Annotated in this window: 16 protein-coding genes and 4 tRNA genes; 18 read left to right on the top strand and 2 right to left on the bottom strand. The window is 61.5% G+C overall.

Features of this window, described 5'->3' with window-relative positions; translation table 11 throughout:
• The first annotated feature begins 233 nt into the window (after positions 1–233).
• The 11 genes from uvrB to HU762_RS19915 all read left to right on the top strand — a co-directional run bounded on the left by uvrB (position 234) and on the right by HU762_RS19915 (position 8,207).
• Positions 234–2,249 (top strand): excinuclease ABC subunit UvrB, encoded by a 2,016-nt coding sequence (gene uvrB / locus HU762_RS19965; RefSeq protein ID WP_186639917.1) that lies wholly within the window; start codon positions 234–236, stop codon positions 2,247–2,249.
• A 165-nt stretch (positions 2,250–2,414) separates the two neighbouring features.
• A complete protein-coding gene (gene gltX, locus HU762_RS19960; RefSeq protein ID WP_186639915.1) occupies positions 2,415–3,896 on the top strand; it encodes a glutamate--tRNA ligase in 1,482 nt (493 codons plus the stop codon).
• Between the two features lie 146 nt (positions 3,897–4,042).
• Positions 4,043–4,118 (top strand) — tRNA-Ala (locus tag HU762_RS19955).
• A 79-nt stretch (positions 4,119–4,197) separates the two neighbouring features.
• Positions 4,198–4,273 (top strand) — tRNA-Glu (locus HU762_RS19950).
• A 52-nt stretch (positions 4,274–4,325) separates the two neighbouring features.
• Positions 4,326–4,401 (top strand) — tRNA-Ala (locus HU762_RS19945).
• A 76-nt stretch (positions 4,402–4,477) separates the two neighbouring features.
• A tRNA-Glu gene (locus tag HU762_RS19940) sits at positions 4,478–4,553 on the top strand.
• Between the two features lie 179 nt (positions 4,554–4,732).
• Positions 4,733–5,272, top strand: a complete 540-nt coding sequence (locus HU762_RS19935) for a TetR/AcrR family transcriptional regulator (RefSeq protein WP_186639913.1) — start codon at positions 4,733–4,735, stop codon at positions 5,270–5,272.
• Positions 5,273–5,299: 27 nt separating this feature from the next.
• Complete coding sequence (locus tag HU762_RS19930) at positions 5,300–6,133, top strand: alpha/beta fold hydrolase (RefSeq protein ID WP_186639911.1); 834 nt, start codon at positions 5,300–5,302, stop codon at positions 6,131–6,133.
• Between the two features lie 43 nt (positions 6,134–6,176).
• Positions 6,177–6,611, top strand: a complete 435-nt coding sequence (locus tag HU762_RS19925) for a thioesterase family protein (RefSeq protein WP_186615484.1) — start codon at positions 6,177–6,179, stop codon at positions 6,609–6,611.
• Between the two features lie 64 nt (positions 6,612–6,675).
• On the top strand, positions 6,676–7,635 hold the full coding sequence (locus HU762_RS19920; RefSeq protein ID WP_186639909.1) for a tRNA-dihydrouridine synthase: 960 nt from the start codon (positions 6,676–6,678) through the stop codon (positions 7,633–7,635).
• A gap of 119 nt (positions 7,636–7,754) precedes the next feature.
• Positions 7,755–8,207: an Hsp20 family protein gene (locus HU762_RS19915; protein ID WP_030142036.1), complete on the top strand. Its 453-nt coding sequence runs from the start codon at positions 7,755–7,757 to the stop codon at positions 8,205–8,207.
• A 233-nt stretch (positions 8,208–8,440) separates the two neighbouring features.
• On the opposite strand, the gene HU762_RS19910 is transcribed toward HU762_RS19915, so the two are convergent.
• Together HU762_RS19910 and HU762_RS19905 are read right to left on the bottom strand one after the other, a co-directional pair.
• Positions 8,441–11,719, bottom strand: coding sequence for an EAL domain-containing protein (locus tag HU762_RS19910; RefSeq protein ID WP_186639907.1), 3,279 nt, complete (start codon positions 11,717–11,719; stop codon positions 8,441–8,443).
• 67 nt (positions 11,720–11,786) lie between these two features.
• Positions 11,787–12,677, bottom strand: a complete 891-nt coding sequence (locus HU762_RS19905; RefSeq protein ID WP_186615491.1) for a LysR family transcriptional regulator — start codon at positions 12,675–12,677, stop codon at positions 11,787–11,789.
• A gap of 157 nt (positions 12,678–12,834) precedes the next feature.
• Here HU762_RS19905 and leuC point away from each other — a divergent pair, with 157 nt between their 5' ends.
• The 7 genes from leuC to HU762_RS19870 all read left to right on the top strand — a co-directional run bounded on the left by leuC (position 12,835) and on the right by HU762_RS19870 (position 21,984).
• Positions 12,835–14,253 carry a 3-isopropylmalate dehydratase large subunit gene (leuC, locus tag HU762_RS19900; protein WP_186639905.1) on the top strand — a complete coding sequence of 473 codons (1,419 nt, stop codon included), beginning with the start codon at positions 12,835–12,837 and terminating at the stop codon, positions 14,251–14,253.
• 11 nt (positions 14,254–14,264) lie between these two features.
• The gene (leuD, locus tag HU762_RS19895; RefSeq protein WP_186639903.1) at positions 14,265–14,909 is read left to right on the top strand and encodes a 3-isopropylmalate dehydratase small subunit; all 645 of its coding nucleotides are present in this window, start codon (positions 14,265–14,267) and stop codon (positions 14,907–14,909) included.
• Between the two features lie 51 nt (positions 14,910–14,960).
• Positions 14,961–15,725, top strand: a complete 765-nt coding sequence (locus tag HU762_RS19890) for a class I SAM-dependent methyltransferase (RefSeq protein ID WP_186639901.1) — start codon at positions 14,961–14,963, stop codon at positions 15,723–15,725.
• A gap of 54 nt (positions 15,726–15,779) precedes the next feature.
• Entirely contained in the window at positions 15,780–16,862 is a 1,083-nt protein-coding gene (gene leuB / locus HU762_RS19885; RefSeq protein ID WP_053123468.1) for a 3-isopropylmalate dehydrogenase, read from the top strand.
• A gap of 54 nt (positions 16,863–16,916) precedes the next feature.
• Positions 16,917–18,029 (top strand): aspartate-semialdehyde dehydrogenase, encoded by a 1,113-nt coding sequence (gene asd / locus HU762_RS19880; RefSeq protein ID WP_024779161.1) that lies wholly within the window; start codon positions 16,917–16,919, stop codon positions 18,027–18,029.
• A 142-nt stretch (positions 18,030–18,171) separates the two neighbouring features.
• Positions 18,172–19,182 carry an aspartate-semialdehyde dehydrogenase gene (locus tag HU762_RS19875; RefSeq protein WP_186639899.1) on the top strand — a complete coding sequence of 337 codons (1,011 nt, stop codon included), beginning with the start codon at positions 18,172–18,174 and terminating at the stop codon, positions 19,180–19,182.
• Positions 19,183–19,392: 210 nt separating this feature from the next.
• Positions 19,393–21,984: a FimV family protein gene (locus HU762_RS19870; RefSeq protein ID WP_186639897.1), complete on the top strand. Its 2,592-nt coding sequence runs from the start codon at positions 19,393–19,395 to the stop codon at positions 21,982–21,984.
• Positions 21,985–22,118: the final 134 nt, after the last annotated feature.

Below are 22,118 nucleotides of genomic sequence, written 5' to 3'. Positions count from 1 at the left end.
CGGGGCAGGGCGACAGGCTATTCGGTGTTTGCGGTAAGTATTTTCGATTTTTTTCGACCGTTAGTCCCTTCGCAGCGTCAAAGTCTGCAAGGCGTGTAGGACGTTCGTCTTGAAAGCGAAGGCATTCACCTCCACATTGAGTGCATTCCAGCTTTTTCCTCGGGCGACGTCAGTCGTTTCGGTCTTTCTCGTTCCCGTCGCCTGATCGACAGGAGTGAACCAGAGGTTATGTCATGTCTGAATTCCAGCTAGTTACCCGATTCCAGCCCGCCGGCGATCAGCCGGAAGCCATCCGCCTGATGGTCGAAGGCATCGAGGCCGGCCTGGCGCACCAGACGCTGCTCGGTGTGACCGGCTCGGGCAAGACCTTCAGCATCGCCAACGTAATCGCCCAGGTGCAGCGCCCGACGCTGGTGCTCGCTCCGAACAAGACCCTGGCGGCGCAGTTGTACGGCGAATTCAAGGCGTTTTTCCCGAATAACGCGGTGGAGTATTTCGTCTCCTACTACGACTACTACCAGCCCGAGGCCTACGTGCCATCGTCGGACACCTTCATCGAGAAGGATGCCTCGATCAACGACCACATCGAGCAGATGCGGCTATCGGCGACCAAGGCGTTGCTCGAGCGCAAGGACGCTATCATCGTCACCACGGTGTCGTGCATCTATGGCTTGGGCAGCCCGGAAACGTACCTGAAGATGGTGTTACACGTGGATCGCGGCGACAAACTCGACCAGCGCGCCTTGCTGCGTCGCCTGGCGGACTTGCAGTACACGCGCAACGACATGGATTTCGCCCGGGCAACGTTCCGGGTCCGCGGCGATGTGATCGACATCTACCCGGCGGAATCCGACCTGGAAGCGATCCGTATCGAGCTGTTCGACGACGAAGTGGAAAGCATCTCGGCCTTCGACCCGCTGACCGGCGAGGTCATCCGCAAGCTGCCGCGCTTCACCTTCTATCCCAAGAGCCACTACGTGACCCCGCGGGAAACCCTGCTGGACGCCATCGAAGGGATCAAGGTCGAGTTGCAGGAACGCCTGGAGTACCTGCGTTCGAACAACAAACTGGTAGAAGCCCAGCGCCTGGAGCAGCGGACCCGCTTCGACCTGGAAATGATCCTCGAACTGGGTTACTGCAATGGTATCGAGAACTACTCGCGCTACCTGTCGGGCCGTCCGTCCGGCGCGCCGCCGCCGACCTTGTATGACTACCTGCCGGCCGATGCCTTGTTGGTCATCGACGAATCCCACGTCAGCGTGCCGCAGGTCGGCGCGATGTACAAAGGCGACCGTTCCCGCAAGGAAACCTTGGTGGAATACGGTTTCCGCCTGCCATCGGCCCTGGACAACCGGCCGATGCGTTTCGATGAATGGGAGAGCGTGAGCCCGCAGACGATTTTCGTCTCGGCCACCCCCGGCAACTACGAAGCCGAGCATGCCGGCCGCGTCATCGAGCAATTGGTCCGGCCGACCGGGCTGGTCGACCCGCAGATTGAAGTGCGCCCGGCGCTGACCCAGGTCGACGACCTGCTCTCGGAAATCAGCAAGCGCGTGGCACTGGAAGAGCGAGTGCTGGTCACTACGCTGACCAAGCGCATGTCCGAGGATCTCACCGATTATCTGGCCGACCATGGCGTGCGGGTGCGTTACCTGCACTCGGACATCGACACGGTGGAGCGGGTCGAGATCATCCGCGACCTGCGCCTGGGCACCTTCGATGTGCTGGTGGGGATTAACCTGCTGCGCGAAGGCCTGGACATGCCGGAAGTGTCGCTGGTGGCAATTCTCGACGCGGACAAGGAAGGTTTCCTGCGCTCCGAGCGCTCGTTGATCCAGACCATCGGTCGCGCCGCGCGTAACCTCAACGGCCGGGCGATTCTGTACGCCGATCGCATCACCGGCTCCATGGAGCGGGCCATCGGCGAGACCGAGCGCCGTCGCGACAAGCAGATCGCCTTCAACCTGGCCAATGGCATCACCCCCAAGGGCGTCTTCAAGGATGTCGCCGACATCATGGAAGGCGCCACCGTGCCCGGCTCGCGCAGCAAGAAGCGCAAGGGCATGGCGAAGGCCGCCGAAGAAAGCGCGCGCTACGAGGCCGAACTGCGCTCACCGAGCGAAATCGCCAAGCGTATCCGGCAACTGGAAGAGAAAATGTACCAGCTGGCCCGGGACCTCGAGTTCGAGGCGGCGGCACAGTTGCGCGATGAGATCGGCAAGTTGCGTGAACGCTTGCTGACGGTCTGAGTTCGCGGCAGCTTCGATGGTCCTGCCGCGAGCGTGCTTGCGGCAGGGCCATTCGGTCTGAGGGTTGCCCACTCATATCCGCTCTCACTGGAGCCCGCCCGCCATCGCCTGTTACCATTCGCCCCCTGTTTCATCTTCGCTTTTATATTCTTTTCGAGACATGCCATGACCACCGTCCGTACCCGCATCGCGCCGTCGCCCACTGGCGATCCTCATGTCGGCACCGCTTATATCGCCTTGTTCAACTATTGCTTTGCCAAGCAGCACGGCGGTGAGTTCATCCTGCGGATCGAGGACACCGATCAATTGCGTTCGACCCGCGAGTCCGAACAGCAGATTTTCGACGCGCTGCGCTGGCTCGGCATCGACTGGAGCGAAGGCCCGGACGTCGGCGGTCCACACGGTCCGTACCGCCAGAGCGAACGGGGTGAGATCTATAAGCAGTATTGCCAGCAACTCGTGGACATGGGGCACGCGTTCCCGTGCTTCTGCACCGCTGAAGAGCTGGACCAGATGCGCGCCGAGCAAATGGCTCGCGGTGAAACCCCGCGCTACGACGGCCGTGCGCTGCTGCTGTCCAAGGAAGAAGTCGCCCGTCGCCTGGCCGCTGGCGAGCCTCACGTGATCCGCATGAAGGTGCCGAGCGAAGGCGTCTGCGTGGTGCCGGACATGCTGCGTGGCGATGTCGAGATCCCATGGGATCGCATGGACATGCAAGTGCTGATGAAGACCGACGGCCTGCCGACGTACTTCCTGGCCAACGTGGTCGACGACCACTTGATGGGTATCACCCACGTCTTGCGCGGTGAAGAGTGGCTGCCGTCGGCGCCGAAACTGATCCTGCTTTATGAATACTTCGGCTGGGAGCAACCGCAGCTGTGCTATATGCCGCTGCTGCGTAACCCGGACAAGAGCAAACTGTCCAAGCGCAAGAACCCGACCTCGGTGACGTTCTACGAGCGCATGGGCTTCATGCCCGAGGCGATGCTCAACTACCTGGGGCGCATGGGCTGGTCGATGCCGGACGAGCGCGAGAAGTTCTCGCTGCAGGAAATGGTCGAGCATTTCGATCTCTCGCGCGTCTCCCTGGGCGGGCCGATCTTCGACGTCGAGAAGCTGTCCTGGCTCAACGGCCAGTGGCTGCGCGACTTGCCAGTTGAAGAATTCGCCACGCGGGTGCAGAAGTGGGCGTTCAACCCTGAATACATGATGAAGATCGCTCCTCATGTGCAGGGCAGGGTGGAGACGTTCAGCCAGATTGCGCCATTGGCCGGCTTCTTCTTCGCCGGTGGCGTGACCCCGGACGCGAAGCTGTTCGAGTCCAAGAAGCTCTCGGGCGATCAGGTCCGCCAGTTGATGCAACTGATCCTGTGGAAACTCGAAAGCCTGCGGCAGTGGGAGAAAGACAGCATCACCGCGACCATCCAGGCGGTGGTCGAATCGTTGGAATTGAAATTGCGTGACGCCATGCCGCTGATGTTCGCTGCGATCACCGGCCAGGCCAGCTCGGTCTCGGTGCTCGACGCGATGGAAATCCTCGGGCCGGACCTGACGCGTTTCCGCCTGCGCCAGGCCATCGATCTGCTCGGTGGCGTGTCGAAGAAGGAGAACAAGGAGTGGGAAAAACTGCTGGGTGCTATCGCCTAAGCGGTCGGTGAGGCTGGACATACCCCGGTTTTGCGGGGTATGTCGGTAAGTGATTGTTATCCCGGCAAAAAACTTTTAATTTCTTTGAAAATAAATTTGACAGCCCTCCGATACGCCCTTAAGATTCGCCCCGTCCTCAGCGATGAGGGGCTATAGCTCAGCTGGGAGAGCGCTTGCATGGCATGCAAGAGGTCGACGGTTCGATCCCGTCTAGCTCCACCAATTTACACTTCAAGGCCTGGCCACACCGGCCTTGAAGCGATCAGCACTCAGTGTTGATCAGTTGTATAGAAGGGTTTGCGTCCCCTTCGTCTAGTGGCCTAGGACACCGCCCTTTCACGGCGGTAACAGGGGTTCGAGTCCCCTAGGGGACGCCAGTTTTACAGAAGTGATGTTGCAAGATGTCGCTCCGCCGCGAGGCGAAAATCCGGGGCTATAGCTCAGCTGGGAGAGCGCTTGCATGGCATGCAAGAGGTCGACGGTTCGATCCCGTCTAGCTCCACCAATTTACACTTCAAGGTCTGGCCACACCGGCCTTGAAGCGATCAGTCCTCAGCGCTGATCATGTTCAGAAGGTTTGTGTCCCCTTCGTCTAGTGGCCTAGGACACCGCCCTTTCACGGCGGTAACAGGGGTTCGAGTCCCCTAGGGGACGCCACGATTACCCGCTCTGCGGGATTTTATAAGGGTCATTCAATTCTTGAATGGCCCTTTTGTTTGTCTGGCGTTCAGCCAATTTCCCATCCTCAATGAATATGTCTGACCGGCGGTTGAAGATTTCGCTTGCAGAAATTTATTATGGGAATAATATTTCAATCGTAATATTCGGAGGCAACGATGAACGATAAAAAGGCACAAACCCGTGAACGCATTCTCAAGGCCGCCAGCGATGCGCTGATCCAGCGCGGGCCGGCCGAGCCGAGCGTCGGCGAGGTGATGGGCGCGGCGGGGCTGACGGTGGGCGGTTTCTATGCCCATTTCGAAAGCAAGGATGCCTTGATGCTGGAGGCGTTCAAGCAATTGCTCAGCCGCCGCCGTGGCTTGATCGCCGATATGGACTCCGAACTCACCGGTGAAGAGCGGCGCGCGTTGGTTGCGGCGTTCTACCTGTCGCGCAAGCACCGCGACTCCACCGAGCAAGCGTGCCCGATCCCGGCGTCGGTCGGCGAGCTCGGGCGGCTGCCGGATGCGTTTCGTGAAGTCCTCAATGAACACATCGAGCTGATGGTCGCGCAATTGGCCGCCAGCCCGGAAGACGCCGACAAAGCGTTGTCCGACATCGCCTTGATGGTCGGTGGCCTGGCCCTGGCCCGGGCGTTGGGCCCGGGCGAGTTATCGGATCGTTTGCTGCGCGCCGCCAAGTCGGCGGTGCGCTGAGCTAAGGCGCAAGCCCTGGAGATGAGCATGGACAGGTTGAGCTGGATTCGTGGCGTCAATGGCACGCTTGGCCGGATAGCACCGAGCCTGGTGGCGAAGAAAATGCGCAAGGTGTTCATGCATCCCCGCAACCTGCCGCCGCGGGACTGGGAATTGCCCTTGCTGGCCACGTCCGAGCGCATCACCTTGCGCTTCGGCCTGTCCGCCTTGCGCTGGGGCAAAGGCCCGGCTGTCCTGCTGATGCACGGTTGGGAAGGGCGGCCCACTCAATTCGCGGCGCTGATTACCGCGCTGGTAGACGCCGGTTACACCGTGGTGGCGCTGGATGGACCGGCCCATGGTCGTTCGCCGGGGCGCGAGGCCAATGTCCTGCTGTTCGCCAGGGCGATGCTCGAAGCTGCCGCCGAGCTTCCGCCGTTGCAGGCAGTCATCGGCCATTCCATGGGCGGTGCCAGTGCCATGCTTGCAGTGCAGTTGGGCTTGCGTACCGAGACGCTGGTCAGCATCGCCGCGCCGGCACGTATTCTTGGTGTCCTGCGTGGATTCGCGCGGATGATGGGCCTGCCGCCTCGGGCACGTTCAGCCTTCATTCGCCAGGTGGAACAGGACGTGGGCATGCAGGCGTCGAAGATGGATGTCGCGCAATACCAGTTGGATATTCCAGGGCTGATTGTCCACGCCGAAGACGACAATTCAGTCTCGGTCAAGGAGTCGCAATTGATCCATGAAGCCTGGTTCGACAGTCGCTTGCTGCGCTTGCCCCAGGGTGGGCATCAGCGAGTGCTGGCCGATCCCCGTGTTATTGATGGTGTGTTATCACTGTTGGCCGGGCGCAGCCTGCAGGCGCGGCAATCGGCCTGAGCTTCCGTTACACTGCCCCGATCCATTTTGACAGGAGACGGGCATGGGTTGGGATCGCGCAACGCCGTTCATCATTGATCTTCAAGTGAGTGCCGAAGACATCGATGGGCTGGGCCACGCCAATAACGCGGTGTACGTCACCTGGCTGGAACGCTGCGCCTGGCGGCATTCCCAGCGCCTTGGCCTGGATCTGGTGGAATACCGGCGGCTGGACCGGGCCATGGCGGTGGTGCGCCATGAAATCGATTATCTGGCGGCGGCCTACGAGGGCGACGAGCTGCAGTTGGCGACCTGGATCGTCGATTGGGACCAGCGCCTGAAAATGTCTCGGCATTTCCAACTGGTCCGCCCCAGTGATAACGCGACGTTGTTGCGCGCCCAGACTACATTTGTCTGCATCGAACTCTCCACCGGCCGCCCCAAGCGCATGCCGCCGGAGTTCATCGAAGGCTATGGCCCCGCGCTTATCGCTTGTTGAATTGCCGATTTGGTAAGCGAAATCCGCTAAACTGCCGCACGTTTTTTCGTTGAGTGTGTTTTCCATGCAAATTGCCCTGGCGCCCATGGAGGGGTTGGTCGACAACATCCTGCGGGACGTCCTGACCCGTGTTGGCGGTATCGATTGGTGCGTCACCGAGTTCATCCGTATCAACGACCGTCTGCTCACACCGGCTTACTTTCATAAGCTCGCCCCGGAATTGTTGACCGGCGCTCGAACGGCGGCAGGCGTACCGCTGCGGGTGCAGCTGCTGGGTTCCGACCCGGTGTGCCTGGCGGAAAATGCCGCGCTGGCCTGCGAGCTGGGCTCTGAAGTGATCGACTTGAATTTTGGTTGTCCGGCCAAGACCGTGAATAAATCCCGAGGCGGCGCGGTGCTGCTCAAGGAGCCGGAGCTGCTCAACCAAATCGTCGAGCATGTACGTCGTGCCGTCCCCAGGCATATCCCCGTCACCGCCAAGATGCGCCTGGGTTTCGACAGTCCGGACGGCGCGCTGGTCTGCGCCACGGCGCTGGCCGAAGGCGGTGCGGCACACATCGTCGTGCATGCGCGGACCAAGACCGACGGCTACAAGCCACCGGCGCATTGGGAGTGGATTCCGCGCGTCCAGGAAGTGGTCAAGGTGCCGGTGTTCGCCAATGGTGATATCTGGAGCGTGGAAGACTGGCGCCGCTGCCGCGAAATCAGCGGTGTCGAAGACATCATGCTCGGACGCGGCCTCGTTTCCCGTCCCGACCTGGCCCGGCAGATCGCCGCTGCCCGGGCCGGTGAGCAAGTGACGCAGATGTCCTGGGCCGAGCTGCAACCGATGCTCCAGGATTTCTGGATGCAAGTGGTCGAGCAACTGACCCCGCGCCAGGCGCCCGGCCGATTGAAACAATGGCTGGCGATGCTGACCCGTAATTACCCCGAGGCGGTTGAGCTATTTACCGCCCTGCGCCGGGAAACCGATCTGGACGCAGTGGGGCATTTGCTGGGTGTGAAACGCACCGAAGCGGCCTGAAAAAAATTCAGAAAAAGCTCTTGAAAAGTTTTTGGCGGTCCCTAGATAAGGGTTACGCGATGCCGAATTCGGGTCGCGGAGACAAAAAACCTTGCTGAACTTTTCAGGAGATTTGAATCATGAGTACTGCATTTTCCCTGGCCCCTCTGTTCCGTTCCTCGGTGGGCTTCGACCGTTTCAACGACCTGTTCGAAACCGCGCTGCGTAACGAACCGGGCAGCAGCTATCCACCCTACAACGTGGAAAAACATGGCGATGACGAATACCGCATCGTAGTCGCCGCCGCCGGGTTCCGGGAGGAAGATCTCGACCTGCAAGTGGAAAAAGGTGTGCTGACCATCAGCGGCGGCAAGCGCGAGGCCAGCAACGACAGCGTGACCTTCTTGCACCAGGGCATCGCCCAGCGTGCGTTCAAGCTGTCCTTCCGGTTGGCGGATCATATCGAGATCAAGTCCGCTGGCCTGAGCAACGGTCTGTTGAGCATCGACCTGTTGCGCGTGGTACCGGAAGAGGCGAAAGCCAAGCGCATTCCAATCAACGGTGCGCAGCAGAAACCTGCACTGGAGAATTGATCCAACGCCAATGAAGAAGGGCGCCGAAATGGCGCCCTTTTTCATTTTGTATCGCTAGAGGATTAAGTTGTGGCGAGGGGATTTATCCCCGCTGGGTTGCGAAGCAGCCCCAAAAAAGAACAGACGACGCTGTTCAGCCTGACACACCGAGGCGACGGTTTTTAGGGCCGCTTCGCTGCCCAGCGGGGATAAATCCCCTCGCCACAAAAGCCTGTCTTGTATCGCGGTCCAAATTACGGCAACAACCGCTCAAACGCCTCCAGCGGCAACGGTCGGCTGTGCAGGTAACCTTGGTACAAATGGCATTCAAGCCCCTGCAAAAACTGCAATTGGTCCAGCGTCTCAACCCCTTCGGCGATCATTTCCAGGTTCAGGCTGCGGGCCATGGCGACGATGGCGCGGATGATTTCGGCGTCGTTGGGGTCGCTGGTGGCATCGCGTACGAAGGATTGGTCGATTTTCAGCGTGTCCACCGGCAGCCGCTTGAGATAGGTCAGCGATGAATAACCGGTGCCGAAATCGTCCATGGCGAAGCTCACGCCCATTTTCTTGAGACGGCGCATCTTGCCGATGGTGTCGTCCAGGTTCTGGATCACGATGCCTTCGGTGATTTCCAGTTTCAGCATGGCGTAGGGCAGGCCGTGGCTGGCGAGGCAGTTTTCGATGCGCTCGACAAAATCGCTCTGGCGGAACTGCCGTGGACTGATGTTCACGCACAGCTTGAACCGTTGCGGGTCAACCTTGCCCTTGGCGATCAGTTGCTTGAAGCCATCGCAGGCCTCGTCGAGGATCCAGGTGCCGACCTCCAGGATCAAGCCGCTGTCTTCCAATACCTTGATGAACTCACTGGGCGACTGCGCGCCCAGGTCCGGGTGATGCCAGCGCACCAAGGCTTCGGCGCCGATGATGCGGTTGTCGCGGGCGTCGACCTGGGGCTGGAAATGTACGCTGAATTCGTTACGGGCCAGGGCCTGGCGCAAATCGGTTTCCATGCGCAGCCGTTCGCTGGCGGCTTTTTGCATGGTGGCGTGGAACATCTGCGAGGTGTTGCGTCCCGAGTCCTTGGCGCGGTACAGGGCTATGTCGGCGCGCTTGAGCAGGTCGGTAGGCGTGGAGCCGTGGTCCGGAATCAACGCCATCCCGATGCTCGGGGTGACTTGCAGCCGTTGGCCGTCGAGGAACATCGGTTCCGAGAGTAATTCACGCAGGGTATCGGCGAGGGTCTGGACCTGTTGTGTGACCGCGCCGCGCGTACCTTCCAGGCCGCTGAGCAGTACCACGAATTCATCACCGCCCAGTCGCGCTACGGTGTCTTCGAGGCGGACGCTGGCTTCGAGGCGCGCGGTGATGATTTTCAGCACCGTGTCGCCGACCGGATGACCGAGGGAGTCATTGATGTGCTTGAAGTGGTCCAGGTCGAGGAACAGCAAAGCCCCGCGCAGGTTATGGCGCTTGAGCAAGGCGATCTGCTGGCTCAACCGATCCAGCAGCAGCGCCCGGTTAGGCAGATTGGTCAGTGGATCGTGGTAGGCCAGGTGGCGGATCTGCGCTTCGGCGTTGCGCAGCAGGCTTACGTCCCGGGCGGTCAGCAACAGGCATGCGGTCTCGTTGAGCGTGATGGGCTCGACCGACACTTCGACGGTGAGGGTTTCTCCGCGTTTGTTGCGTCCAAGCATTTCCTGATGCACGACGCGGCCCTTGAGCTGCAATTCGGCCAGCAGCGCCGTTCGCTGTTTCTCTTCGGCCCAGATGCCGACCTCGTAGACCGTGCGGCCAATCACCTCGTCGGCGCGGTAGCCGGTCAGGCGGCAGAAGCCGTCGTTGACCTCCAGGTAGCGGCCGCTTTCAAGTTCGGTGATGGTGATGGCGTCGGGGCTGGAATGGAACGCCTTGGCGAACTTCTCCTCGCTGGCCTTTAGCGCCGCTTCGGAGCGTTGCTGCTGGGTGATGTCGCGCAGTGTAGTGACTATGCAGGGCTGGTTGCCGACGTGGATCTGTCGGCTGGAAATGACGCAGGTCAACGGCTGGCCATTTTTGTGATAGACCACCATGGCGACGTTGCTCAGCGATTGCTCGCGGATCACCCGCTCGATGCGTTGCAGGCTGCTGCCCGAGGCGTCCCACAGGCCGATCTCGTCGGCGCTGCGACCGAGCACGTCGCTGGCTGCCCAACCGAAGGTCTGGGTGAAGCTGGAATTGATCTCGAGGAACCTGCCGTCATCCTGGTGGGTGACGCAAATCGGGTCCGGGCTGACCTGAAACAGAGTGGCGAACTTTTCCTCCGACGCCGCCAGGCTCTGCTCGCGCTCTACCTGGTCGGTGATGTCAAGCAAAGTGCCGGCCATGCGCAAGGGGCTGCCGTCGTCGTTGCGGTAGAGGCGGGCGCGGCTTTCCAGATAGCGGGAGGTGCCGTCCGGCAACTGCACGCGATAAGTCAATTGATAGTTGCCCGCCGGGCCTTCGCGCAGGCTGCGGTAAGCGTTGCGCATGTTGTTGCGTTCCTCGGTGGGCACGCCTTCGAAAAACGCGTCGAACGATTCGTGAAAAGCCTTGGGCTCCAGGCCATGAAGTTGCGCGGCCCGGGCCGAGCCGTAGAGCATGCCGCTGGGAATGTGCCAATCCCAGGTGCCCAGTTGCGCCGAGTCGAGGGCCAGGTCGAGGCGGTCCTGGCTGTCCTTCAGGGCCTGTTCGGCGAGTTTGCGTTCGGTGGTGTCGAGGAACGTGCTCAGCAGGTACGGTTGGCCTTCCAGTTCGACTTTCTGGGCGCTGAGAATACCGTTGTGAACCTGGCCGTTGCTGGCCCGGAACTCCACTTCCATGCTGATCAGTTCGCCTTTGGCCTTGGTCGCCTCAACCAGCTTCGCCCGCTGCGAAGGGTCGACCCACAAGCCCAATTCGAGGGTGGTACGGCCAATCACAGCGTGCACCGGCCAGCCGAACAGGCTTTCGAAATACTGGTTGGCTTCGCTGATGAGCCCGTCCTCCTGGCGGGTCAGCAAGACCATGTTAGGGCACAGGTGAAAAAGCGTGGCGAAGCGCTTTTCCGAGCTGCGCAGTGCCTGTTCCCGTTCGCGCTGGTGGGTGATTTCGCGGATCACCCCGATCATGCGCGGGCGGCCGTGCTTGTCCGGCAACACACTGCCGTTGATTTCCAGCCAATGCAGGCTGCCGTCGGGCCAGACGATGCGGTGGTGCATCGCCTGTTCCAGTGGCGCGCCGGCCACCGCCGCGTGAAAAGCGCGTATGGCCCTGGCTCGGTCTTCGGGCAATAGCAGGTCGAGGTAGTCCACGTCCGCCGGTAACGGCTGGCGCGGATCGAATCCGAACAGCGCCTGGGTGCCTCGCGACCAACTGATCTGCCCGGTGTCGATGTCCCACGACCACGCACCCAGGCGCGCACCGTTCAGGGCGGCCAGCAACTGTGGCGCGCTGTCCCAGCTTTGCTCGGACCGCTTCGGGTCGAGTGCCTGGATGCGCGGCAGGGGCGGGAGGTGGTCGGCGGGTTTGGGCATTCTTTAGCGGGCCTTGGGCAGATGGGGGTTAAGCGCAGGCGTAATGGCCCTATAGGAGTAGCACAACTTATGCCGGTGTCCGTGGCAGATCGACTTGTGCATCCAATAGAGCCATGAAAGCCCGCGCAGCGTTCGACAGCGTCCTTTCGGTGTGCAAGATATAGCCTAGCTGGCGACTGAGCTGTATGCCCGGTAAAGGCACGCGCGCCACCTGTTCATCGAGCATGGTGCGCGGCAAAACGCTCCAGGCCAGGCCGATGGAGACCATCATTTTTATGGTTTCCAAGTAATTCGTGCTCATGGCGATGTTCGGCGTCAGCCCCTGGGCCTCGAACAGCCGTCGCACAATGTGGTGGGTGAAGGTGTTGCCGCCTGGAAAAACCGCCGGATGCAGGGCGATGTCCGCCAGGCTCACCGCGCCGTTGTCCAGCAATGCATGTTCCGGCGCGACCACGAAATCCAGCGGGTCGTCCCACACCGGTGTGGCTCGCACCAGTGAGTGGGGCTCGGGGGCCAGGGTAATAACCGCCAGTTCCGCCCGGCCATGGAGGATTTCCTCGTAGGCCACTTCTGAATCCAGGAACTGAATATCCAATGCCACCTGTGGGTAACGTCGGGTGAATTCCCTTAACAGCGGCGGCAGTCGATGCAAGCCGATGTGGTGGCTGGTGGCGAGCGTCAGGCGCCCGGTCACTTCGCCGGTCAGGTTGGTCAGGGCACGGCGGGTGTCGTCCAGCACGTTGAGGATCTGATAGGCCCGTGGCAGCAGGGCCCGCCCGGCTTCGGTCAGGCCGACTTCCCGGCCCAGCCGGTCGAACAGGCGCACCTTGAGTTGCTGTTCCAGCCCGGCGATGCGCTTGCTGATGGCCGGCTGGGTCAGGTGCAGGCGCTCGCCGGCGCCGGAGAAACTGCCGGTTTCGGCGATGGCAATAAAGGCATTGAGGTTGGCAAGGTCCATGGCGTTTCTGGTCGGATTCCAGTTAGTTATGCAAAGCATGAAAAATATGAATTTGAGTTATTTAATGTAGCCTCTTACCATCAGCCTCACAAGCCAAGGGGTTATTGATTCGTTCGAGGCCCGGGGCATAGAAACAAGCTGATGAGGAAACCGTCTGATGGCCGGCAAAACGCTCTACGACAAGCTCTGGGACTCGCATTTGGTCAAGCAGCGCGACGATGGCTCGGCGCTGATCTACATCGACCGTCACATCATTCACGAAGTGACCTCGCCGCAAGCCTTCGAAGGTCTGCGCCTGGCCGGGCGCAAGCCTTGGCGCATCGATGCCAACATCGCCACCCCGGACCACAACGTACCGACCACCCCGGAGCGCAAGGGCGGCATCGAGGCCATTGCCGACCAGGTCTCGCGCCTGCAGGTCCAGACCCTCGACGATAACTGTGACGAATACGGCATCGTCGAATTCAAGATGAACGATGTGCGCCAAGGCATCGTCCACGTCATTGGCCCTGAGCAGGGCGCGACCCTGCCCGGCATGACCGTGGTCTGCGGCGACTCGCACACCTCGACCCACGGTGCTTTCGGCGCCCTGGCCCATGGCATCGGCACCTCTGAGGTCGAGCATGTGCTCGCCACTCAGTGCCTGGTCGCCAAGAAAATGAAAAACATGCTGGTGCGCGTCGAAGGCCAGTTGCCGTTCGGCGTGACCGCCAAGGACATCGTCCTGGCCGTGATCGGCAAGATCGGCACTGCCGGGGGCAACGGCCACGCCATCGAGTTCGCCGGCAGCGCGATCCGTGACTTGTCGGTGGAAGGCCGCATGACCATCTGCAACATGTCCATCGAGGCCGGTGCCCGCGTCGGCCTGGTGGCCGCCGATGAAAAAACCGTGGAATACGTCAAGGGCCGTCCGTTCTCGCCAAAAGGCGCCGAGTGGGACATGGCGGTCGAAGCCTGGAAAGACCTGGTCTCCGATGCCGATGCCCAGTTCGACACCGTGGTCGAACTCGACGCGACGCAGATCAAGCCGCAAGTGAGCTGGGGCACTTCCCCGGAAATGGTCTTGGCGGTGGACCAGAACGTGCCGGATCCGGCCAAGGAAATGGACCTGGTCAAGCGTGACTCCATTGTCCGCGCCTTGAAGTACATGGGCTTGAGCGCCAACCAGGCGATCACCGACATTCAGCTCGACCGCGTATTCATTGGCTCTTGCACCAATTCGCGGATCGAAGACCTGCGCGCCGCTGCCGTGATCGCCAAGGGCCGCAAGGTCGCCTCGACCATCAAGCAGGCCATCGTGGTGCCGGGCTCGGGCCTGGTAAAAGCCCAGGCCGAAGCGGAAGGGCTGGACAAGATTTTCCTCGAGGCCGGTTTCGAATGGCGCGAGCCAGGGTGCTCCATGTGCCTGGCGATGAACCCGGATCGCCTGGAGTCGGGCGAGCATTGCGCCTCGACGTCCAACCGAAACTTCGAAGGCCGTCAAGGCGCCGGTGGCCGCACGCACCTGGTGAGCCCGGCGATGGCCGCCGCCGCTGCCGTCAACGGCCGTTTTGTCGATGTCCGCGAATTGATCTGAAGGAGCGCAGCATGAAAGCTTTTACCCAGCACACCGGTCTTGTCGCGCCTTTGGATCGTGCCAACGTCGACACCGACCAGATCATTCCCAAGCAGTTCTTGAAGTCCATCAAGCGTACCGGCTTCGGCCCGAACCTGTTCGATGAATGGCGCTACCTGGATGTCGGCCAGCCGTACCAGGACAACTCCAAGCGTCCGTTGAACAAGGATTTCGTGCTCAACGCCGAGCGTTACCAGGGCGCCAGCGTGTTGCTGGCGCGGGAGAACTTCGGCTGCGGTTCCAGCCGCGAGCACGCGCCATGGGCCCTGGAAGAGTACGGTTTTCGCAGCATCATCGCGCCGAGCTACGCCGACATTTTCTTCAACAACAGCTTCAAGAACGGCTTGCTGCCGATCATCCTCAGCGATGCCGAAGTGGATGAGCTGTTCCAGCAGGTCGAGGCCAACCCTGGCTATCAATTGCAGGTCGACCTGGCCGCCCAGACCGTGACCCGTCCCGACGGCAAGGTGCTGGGTTTCGAGATCGACGCGTTCCGCAAGCACTGCCTGCTCAACGGCCTGGATGACATTGGCCTGACCTTGCAGGACGGCGAGGCGATTGCCACGTTCGAGGCCAAGCACCGGGCGAGCCAGCCTTGGTTGTTTCGCGATGCTTGATTTTGCGTAACGAGTAAAGACGCCAGAAACACGAAACCATAAGGACATCCCATGACCAGCGCCGCCCACAGTCAGGTTGTACAAAAGCAATTCGGTGAACAGGCCTCGGCCTACCTGAGCAGTGCCGTGCACGCCCAGGGTGCTGAATTCGCACTGCTACAGGCGGCGTTGGCCGGTCGCGGCGATGCACGCGTGCTGGATCTGGGCTGCGGCGCTGGCCATGTGAGTTTCCACGTGGCGCCGCTGGCCGGTGAAGTGGTGGCTTATGATTTGTCCCAGCAAATGCTCGACGTAGTTGCCACGGCGGCAGCGGAGCGTGGCCTGGGCAATATCAGCACGGTACGTGGCGCCGCCGAGCGCTTGCCGTTTGCCGACGGCGAGTTCGATTTCGTCTTCAGCCGGTATTCGGCGCATCATTGGAGCGACCTGGGCCTGGCGCTGCGCGAAGTTCGCCGGGTGCTCAAGCCGGGTGGGGTGACGGCGTTCATCGACATCCTGTCGCCGGGCACGCCGCTGTTCGATACCTACTTGCAAAGCGTCGAAGTGCTGCGCGACACCAGCCATGTGCGCGACTATTCGGCTGCCGAGTGGTTGCGCCACGTCAGCGAGGCGGGGCTGCACACCCGTAGCACCTCCCGTCAGCGCTTGCGCCTGGAGTACCAATCGTGGGTCGAGCGCATGCGCACCCCGGAAGTGATGCGAGCGGCGATTCTTGAGTTGCAGCGCTCGATGGGCGATGAAGTGCGTGAATATTTTCAGATTGAGGCCGATGGTTCGTTCAGTACGGATGTGCTGGTGCTGTGGGCCGAGCGATAACATTTTTCCCGGCCATGCCCAGAGGCGTGTTCCGACAGAGCAAATGAGGAAAGCATGAGCAAGCAGATTCTGATTCTCCCAGGTGATGGCATTGGCCCGGAAATCATGGCCGAGGCTGTCAAGGTCCTGGAGCTGGCGAACGACAAGTACGGCCTGGGCTTCGAGCTCAGCCACGACGTGATCGGCGGCGCGGCCATCGACAAGCACGGCGTGCCGCTGGCCGATGAAACCCTGGACCGTGCCCGCGCGGCCGATGCCGTGCTGCTGGGCGCCGTGGGTGGCCCGAAATGGGACAAGATCGAACGCGACATCCGTCCTGAGCGCGGCCTGCTGAAGATTCGCGCGCAACTGGGCCTGTTCGGCAACCTGCGCCCGGCGATCCTTTACCCGCAACTGGCCGATGCCTCAAGCCTGAAGCCCGAAATCGTCTCGGGCCTGGACATCCTCATCGTCCGCGAGCTGACCGGCGGTATCTACTTCGGCGCCCCGCGTGGCACTCGTGAGCTGGAGAACGGCGAGCGCCAGGCCTATGACACGCTGCCGTACAGCGAAAGCGAAATCCGCCGCATCGCTCGGGTCGGCTTCGACATGGCCCGCGTGCGTGGCAAGAAGCTCTGCTCCGTGGACAAGGCTAACGTGCTGGCTTCCAGCCAACTGTGGCGCGAAGTGGTCGAGCAGGTGGCCAAGGATTACCCGGACGTCGAACTGAGCCACATGTACGTCGACAACGCCGCCATGCAACTGGTACGCGCGCCGAAGCAGTTCGATGTGATCGTCACCGACAATATGTTCGGCGACATCCTGTCCGACGAAGCGTCGATGCTCACCGGCTCCATCGGCATGCTGCCGTCGGCCTCCCTGGACGCCAACAACAAGGGCATGTACGAGCCATGTCACGGTTCGGCGCCGGACATCGCCGGGCAGGGCATTGCCAACCCATTGGCGACCATCCTGTCGGTGTCGATGATGCTGCGTTACAGCTTCAACTTGAACGATGCCGCCGACGCGATCGAAAAAGCCGTCAGCGTGGTCCTGGACCAAGGCTTGCGCACCGGTGATATCTGGTCGCAGGGTTGTACCAAAGTCGGTACGCAGCAAATGGGCGATGCAGTAGTCGCCGCGCTGCGGAATCTGTAATCTTTGCGGCCCACCGCTTCGACGGTGGCCCACTTTTGTATAGGTGTAGTTGCGATGAAACGTGTAGGTCTGATCGGTTGGCGCGGCATGGTCGGTTCCGTGCTCATGCAGCGAATGCTGGAAGAGCAGGATTTCGATCTCATTGAGCCGGTGTTTTTCACCACTTCCAATGTCGGTGGCCAAGGCCCATCCGTGGGCAAGGACACCGGTGCGCTCAAGGATGCCTACAGCATCGAAGAGCTCAAGACCCTCGACGTGATCCTGACCTGCCAGGGCGGCGACTACACCAGCGAAGTGTTCCCCAAGCTGCGTGAAGCCGGCTGGCAGGGTTACTGGATCGACGCCGCTTCCAGCCTGCGCATGCAGGACGACGCGGTGATCATCCTCGACCCGGTCAACCGCAAGGTCATCGACCAGCAGCTGGATGCGGGCACCAAGAACTATATCGGCGGCAACTGCACCGTCAGCCTGATGCTGATGGGCCTTGGCGGCCTGTTCGAAGCCGGCCTGGTGGAATGGATGAGCGCCATGACCTACCAAGCGGCGTCCGGTGCCGGCGCGCAGAACATGCGTGAGCTGATCAAGCAGATGGGCGCGACCCACGCCGCCGTCGCCGATGACCTGGCCAACCCGGCCAGTGCCATCCTCGACATCGACCGCAAGGTCGCCGAGGCGATGCGCAGCGATGCCTACCCGACCGAGAACTTCGGCGTACCGCTGGCCGGCAGCCTGATCCCCTGGATCGACAAGGAACTGCCCAACGGCCAGAGCCGTGAAGAGTGGAAGGCCCAGGCCGAAACCAACAAGATCCTGGGTCGCTTCAAGAGCCCGATCCCGGTGGACGGCATCTGCGTGCGTATCGGTGCGATGCGTTGCCACAGCCAGGCGCTGACCATCAAGCTGAACAAAGACGTGCCGATTGCCGACATCGAAGGCCTGATCAGCCAGCACAACCCTTGGGTCAAACTGGTGCCGAACAATCGTGAAACCAGCATGCAGGAGCTGAGCCCGACCAAGGTCACTGGCACCCTGAACGTGCCGGTGGGCCGTCTGCGCAAACTGAACATGGGGTCGCAATTCGTCGGTGCCTTCACCGTTGGCGATCAACTGTTGTGGGGCGCGGCCGAGCCGTTGCGTCGCATGTTGCGGATCCTGCTCGAACGTTGATCGATTGCTGCCGTGAAAGAACCCGTGCCTTGTGAGAGGTGCGGGTTTTTTATGTGCCGGCAGCGGTTTTCCTACGCTCAATTGCTTGCCCGCCAGCCAGCCGGTAAAGTGCCGCTCCCCACGTTTTACCTGAGGTAGACCCATGAGCCAGTCCTTTGATATTGCCGTGATCGGCGCCACCGGTACTGTCGGCGAAACCCTAGTCCAGATTCTTGAAGAGCGGGATTTTCCGGTCGGCACCCTGCACCTGCTGGCCAGCAGCGAATCGGCGGGAAGCTCGGTGATGTTTCGCGGCAAAAACGTGCGGGTACGTGAGGTCGATGAATTTGATTTCAGCAAAGTCCAACTGGCGTTCTTCGCGGCCGGACCGGCGGTCACCCTGAGTTTCGCCCCGCGTGCCACGGCTGCCGGCTGTGCGCTGATAGATCTGTCCGGCGCGTTGTCGCCAGAACAGGCCCCGCAGATTGTGCCGGAGGCCAACCCGAAGAAGCTGGCTGGCCTGCGCAAGCCGATCCAGGTCAGCAGCCCCAGCGCCTCGGCGACGGTGTTGGCTGTTGCATTGGCACCGCTGCGCGAATACTTGGAGATGGAGCGCATCAGCCTGACCGCCAGCCTCGCCGTGTCCGCCCAAGGACGCGCGGCGGTGAGCGAGCTGGCGCGCCAGACCGCCGAGCTACTCAACGCTCGCCCACTTGAGCCGAAATTCTTCGATCGGCAGATGGCATTCAACCTGCTGGCCCAGGTCGGTGCTCCGGATGAACAGGGTCACACATCGCTGGAAAAACGCCTGGTGGGCGAGTTGCGCCAGGTGCTGGAACAACCTTTGTTAAAGATTTCCGTCACTTGCATTCAAGCCCCGGTGTTTTTTGGCGATAGCTTTAGCGTGACCGTGCAGTCTGCCCGTGCCATTGACCTGGCGAAGATCAACGCAGCTCTGGAAGCGGCCCCTGGCATCGAGCTGGTAGACGCGGGCGATTACCCGACCCCAGTGGGGGATGCGGTGGGGCAGGACGTGGTTTATATCGGACGCGTGCGCGGCGGTATCGACGACCCGGCGGAACTAAATATGTGGCTGACGTCAGATAACGTGCGCAAGGGTGCGGCGCTCAATGCGGTGCAGGTGGCTGAGTTGTTGATAAAAGACCTGCTGTAAAAGATACTTGGCAACAATTTGTCGAATGGTTCTAGCTGGGCGCTATGCTTGGTCAGAATGCTGAAGGCGAACCTCCCTCCCGGGGACTTCTCCTGGGCATGAGTGAAACGATCGCGCGCGCCGTCGCTTCGGGGCTGCGCGCAATGCCTTACGGCAGCGGCATCAACACCTTCTCGCTGGCCGAGGAATGTTCAAACAAAGGAAGAGGCTATGGTTCAAGTTCGCAAACTGGTGTTAGCAATAGCGGCCGCCTCGGCGCTGTCCTCCGGTATGGCGCAAGCGCTCGGGCTTGGGGAATTGACCCTGAAGTCGCCGCCGAACCAACCTCTTGTGGCGGAGATCGAGTTGCTCGATGTCCAGCAGCTGACGGCCGCCGAAGTCGTGCCAAGCCTGGCCCCGCCCGAAGAATTCGCCAAGGCAGGCATCGATCGCCAGGCGTTTCTCAATGACCTGAGCTTCACCCCGGTCATCAACGCCAACGGCAAGAGCGTCCTGCGGGTAACGTCCAGTCGGCCAATGTCCGAGCCCATGGTCAAGTTCCTCGTGCAAGTGATGTGGCCCAATGGCCGTTTGCTGCGCGACTACAGTGTGCTGATCGATCCTTCCAAATTCTCGCCGCAGGCCGCCGATGCCGCCAGGGCCAAGCCGTCCCAGGCGGTCTCTTCGCCAGTAACCGGCGCCACCAAGCCTTCCCAATACACCACCACGCCGCGCGACACCCTGTGGGAAATCGCCGCCAAGGTGCGCAATGGCGGGTCCGTGCAGCAGACCATGCTGGCGATTCAAGCGCTGAATCCGAACGCATTCATCAACGGCAACATCAATCTCCTCAAGACCGGCCAAGTACTGCGCCTGCCGGACCCAGTGCAAAGCACCGCGTTGCCACAACCCCAGGCCATCGCTGAAGTGGCCGCGCAGAATGCTGCCTGGCGCCAGGGGCGTCGGGGTGTGGCAGGTAACGGTCGACAGCAGTTGGACGCCACCAAGCGTGGCGCTAATGAAGGCGCCCCAGCCCAGGCGGCCGGTCGCGATAACCTGAGCCTGGTTTCCGCCGAGTCGGCGAAGGCCGGCAACAAGGGCAAAGGGGCCGCTGGCGATGCCCAGGCGCTGAGCGACAAGCTTGCGGTGACGCAGGAGAGCCTCGATTCGGCCCGCCGCGACAATGAAGAACTGAAAAGCCGCATGGCCGATCTGCAAAGCCAGCTGGACAAGCTGCAGCGCCTGATCGAGCTGAAGAACAATCAACTGGCCACGATGCAGGGCGAGGGCGCCGCTGTTCCTCCGGCCGGCGGGTCGACCCCGACGATGTCGGCAGAGTTGACCCCTGGGCCGTCGGCACAAGCGCCGACACCAACGCCAGCACCCGAAGCCTCCCCAGAGGCGACTCCGCCGGCCACTCCGGTCGAGTCGACAGCTGCTGCTTCCGATGAGAAAAAGTACAACGACCTGCTGACCAATCCGATCCTGTTGGGTCTGATCGGCGGTGGCGCGTTGGTCCTCTTGCTCCTGCTGTTGTTGCTCGCCCGTCGCCGCAAGGCCCAGCAGGAAGCTGAGAAACATCTGCGCATGGCCCGAGCCCTCGAGGAGGAGGCCGACTTCTCCCCGGAGCTCGATCTGCCCCCGAGCAGCTTCGAGGGCATTGACGTTCCACCGCCAAGCGTAAAGCTCGAGCCCAAGCCAGCCCCGGCGCCAGTACCCAAGCCAGCGCCGTTGGTTGCGCCCGTGATCGTCACGCCACCGATCGCCGCACCGCTGGTGGCACCGGCCGCCGAGCCTTCCGATGACGATGTGTTGCCCCAGGCCCAGTCTCACATCGACCGCGGTCGCTTGAATCAGGCCGCTGACCTGCTGGAGCAAGGCATCAAGGCCGAGCCCCAGCGCAGCGATCTGCGGTTGAAATTGATGGAGGTCTATGGCCAGCAAGGCGACCGCGATGCCTTTGTGGCCCAAGAGCGCCAACTGGTCGCCAACGGCGAGAACTACGCGCAGGTTGAACAGCTCAAGAGCCGTTTCCCGGCCATGGCGGTCGCCGCCGGCGCAGGCTTGGCCGCTGCGGCGGTCGCCGCCGAACTGGATGCTCAATACGTCAAGTCGCTGCTGGAAGACACGCCGGCGACCAATGAAGAGCTCGACAGTGCCTTTGACTTGAGCCTGGACGATCTGGAAACACCGACCCCCGCGGCGCCGGAGCCTGCTGTCGAGCTGGACGCATTTCCAGACGACGACTTGGACTTCGAGGCGCTGCTCAAGCAGCAGACCGAAGCCAATCAGGCTGACGAAAGCCTCGACGATCTGTCGGACTTCGACCTGGACCTGGGTGCCGATGCTCCGGCGCCAGCCTTGGCTGATGAAGACTTCCTGCTGGACCTGGACGACGATCTCAAAGGCTTGGACACGCCAGCCGCCGACACGCCTGCCCTGGATGACACCCTGTCCGACGATCTCGAGCTGCCAGCGGATTTCGATCTGTCCCTGGCCGACGAAATGGACGCCCAGGACCGGCCGAAAGACGCTTTCGAATCGGAGTTGGATGATGTCAACGCCGAGTTGGATCGCCTGTCCGACAGTCTGAGCCAGCCAACCTTCACCGCAGAAGACGCCTTGGCGAGTGCTGGCGATGAACCGGAAGACTTCGACTTCCTCAGCGGCACCAACGAAGTGGCAACCAAGCTCGACCTGGCCCAGGCCTACATCGATATGGGCGACAGCGACGGTGCGCGGGATATCCTCGGCGAAGTCCTCAGCGAAGGCGACGCCACGCAGAAAAGCGAAGCGCAGGAAATGCTCTCGCGCCTGGCGTGAGTCAGCAGTAGACCAAGAACGGCAGCCGATGAGGCTGCCGTTCTTGTTTGCGCGCGATTCATCGTGGCGAAGGACCGCCGGTTGCACTGGCATCCCGTCGCTGCGGCCTTATAATGCCCGCCTTTGCGTATCTC

The sequence above is a fragment of the Pseudomonas sp. SWRI92 genome (assembly GCF_014268685.1).
Taxonomy (GTDB): Bacteria; Pseudomonadota; Gammaproteobacteria; order Pseudomonadales; family Pseudomonadaceae; genus Aquipseudomonas; species Aquipseudomonas marvdashtae.
The sequence above is the reverse complement of the archived record's forward strand: the minus strand, read 5'-3'. Positions and strand labels throughout refer to the sequence as shown.